The sequence below is a fragment of the Frankia sp. BMG5.23 genome (assembly GCF_000685765.2).
Classification (GTDB): domain Bacteria; phylum Actinomycetota; class Actinomycetes; order Frankiales; family Frankiaceae; genus Frankia; species Frankia casuarinae.
This window is the reverse complement of record NZ_JDWE01000145.1, coordinates 1-2,042: the sequence shown is the minus strand read 5'-3', so window position 1 is coordinate 2,042 and position 2,042 is coordinate 1. Positions and strand designations below refer to the sequence as shown.

Genomic DNA, 2,042 nt, shown 5'->3' with positions numbered 1-2,042 from the left:
GCCGACGGGCTCGGTGTTGCCGAGGGCACTCTGTGTGGGGCGTTGAAGGACGTGCATGGACTNCTCGGCGGGCTCGATGAGCAGATCGTGGCGCGTAACGCCGCCGCCGGTCATGTCCACGCGGANGAGACGACGTGGCGGGNGTTCGAGCGGGTCGAGGGCAAGGACGGGACCCGCTGGTGGCTGTGGGTCTCCAAGCCATCGACGACAATCACAGCAAGGCGGTGCCGATCGTCCGCGTCCGTCATGCACAGAAGTGTGATCCGGCACCGAAGCTCGCGTGTCAACCGGGTGGTTGTCGTGAGCAGCCGCGTCCGACACCTCACCGGCCGGGGGACCTCACCTGATCATCAAGGCCGGCGATCTAGATCAACTACAGTGACCAGTTACGAGGATGTGGCGGACGCGGTCCTGGGCGTCGCTTGCCCGACCACGGGCTCGGGCTTCGCAGTGGACCATCGCAGCCTGCGGCCTGGTGGCGGGAATGCTGAAGATCCACCGCATATCGGCGGGCTGCTACCGGAATCAGGGCTGGCCGGCGTGTCAACAAGGTCATGGCAGCAGTGCGACCGGCTTCGTGAGGCGGACGACGGAGAAGTGCCGGCGTTCGGCGATCGCGAGCACGGAGGCGTCAACGGCGCCGAGCGGGAAGTCGCTGTACTTCTCGACCAGCTCGACCATCCGGTCGAGGTCCTGGCGAGCAAGCGGGATCAGGCTGATCTGTCCGGTGCTGATGGAGCGCAGGAACGCGGCTTCGGCACGGGTGCCCTTCTCTCGTTCGAGCATGAAGCAGACTTCGGTCAGGACGGGATAGGGAACGAGTAGCGGCCGGGGCGTGCGCCGCATGAGCGCGACGCTGCGGGCGTGGTGCTCGTCGTCGATGTCGGCGGCGGCGATCAGCGGCCCGGTGTCCCAGACGATCACTCGGGATTGCGCCCGAGCTCCGCGCGCAGGATCTCAGCCGAACGGTCGGCGAGGTCGCCCTTGCCGCTGGCCAACGCGCCGACGAAATCCGGCAATGGCCACTCGTCTCCGCCGCCCTCGGCGGGTGCGCTCTCGCGCACGAGAGCCAGGATCGGCGCCACCTGCGATTCGGGCAGGCGGTCGATCAGACTGTGCAGCTCGTCCCGCAAGGTGCTCACCCATTGAGGATACGACCGACGCGTGGCCACCCACCGAGATCCGCCGGGACGCGAGCTGAACGGCGGATCTCAGTCCCGCGCGGCAGCCACAGTCGCAGTGTGGGCCGCGCCGACGACGTAGACCAGGTTCTGGCCGGTGAGATCTTGGCGGAACTCGGCCGAGTCTCCGTAGCCGGCGTCGGCGAGGACCGGGCAGGCACACCATCCGGTGAGTTCGGCTGGGGCTTGCCGCCGGGGACGCGGCGTCAGGCCAGGACGAGGGCGACTCGCCCTTGACGGGACGACGGGACCAGCTCGGCGCCGCCAAGGGGGCCACAGCGTCCGAACCCGCCAGACCTGCGGAACGTGTGTTCGATTCTCGCAATGATGTTGCGAGTCGGGTGCTCACTCGGCATCGCCCCTGCTCGGGAGCCTCGTAGAGACCGGGCGAACGGCGATTTCAGGACCCTGAACCAAGATCGGGCGGTTCTCAGCTTGTCGTTTAACCTTCGGGTGTCACTCTGTGTGATAGTCGCTGGTGGTTTGGGGTGGGCCGGCGTGTCGCCGTGACGTGAAGCGGCCTCCTGTTGATCCTGGTTTCTCACCAAAGACACCGTGATCAGACAGAAGGCCGTGGAGGACAGCTTGGCCCACGATGTCCCCATCGTCGAGCACCTTGGGGTGCTGTGTCGGTTCCGCCAGGAGTTCTATGGCTGTCTGACCCGGCGGGCGGATGCCCTGTTCGAGCTCACCGACGCCGTGCTGTGCGCGGACGGCCCGGTNCGTGACCTGGTCGGCCTGTCGCCGGCAGCGGAGCACCGCCGAGGGCACGGCGCGTTGTACGGCGCGATCAACCACGGCCGGGTCGAGATCAGCCGGCTGCGCCGCGCGCTGGCCGGGCTGCCGCTGCCGCGGGCCGCC

At 68.0% G+C, this 2,042-nt stretch carries 3 protein-coding genes and 1 pseudogene; 2 read left to right on the top strand and 2 right to left on the bottom strand.

The annotated features are described in order from the left end of the window. A pseudogene (locus BMG523DRAFT_RS27075) lies at positions 1–183 on the top strand (transposase); the annotation flags it as partial. A 369-nt stretch (positions 184–552) separates the two neighbouring features. Here BMG523DRAFT_RS27075 and BMG523DRAFT_RS22215 read toward each other — a convergent pair. Both BMG523DRAFT_RS22215 and BMG523DRAFT_RS22210 read right to left on the bottom strand, forming a co-directional pair. After that, on the bottom strand, positions 553–924 hold the full coding sequence (locus tag BMG523DRAFT_RS22215) for a type II toxin-antitoxin system VapC family toxin (protein ID WP_023842079.1): 372 nt from the start codon (positions 922–924) through the stop codon (positions 553–555). Then, a complete protein-coding gene (locus BMG523DRAFT_RS22210; RefSeq protein WP_035734479.1) occupies positions 921–1,142 on the bottom strand; it encodes a hypothetical protein in 222 nt (73 codons plus the stop codon). Before BMG523DRAFT_RS22210 ends, BMG523DRAFT_RS22215 begins: the two co-directional genes overlap by 4 nt. Positions 1,143–1,784: 642 nt before the next feature. Between BMG523DRAFT_RS22210 and BMG523DRAFT_RS22205 the strand changes: the two genes are divergently transcribed. Further along, the coding region (locus BMG523DRAFT_RS22205; protein ID WP_304437771.1) for a transposase at positions 1,785–2,042 on the top strand (258 nt) is incomplete at its 3' end.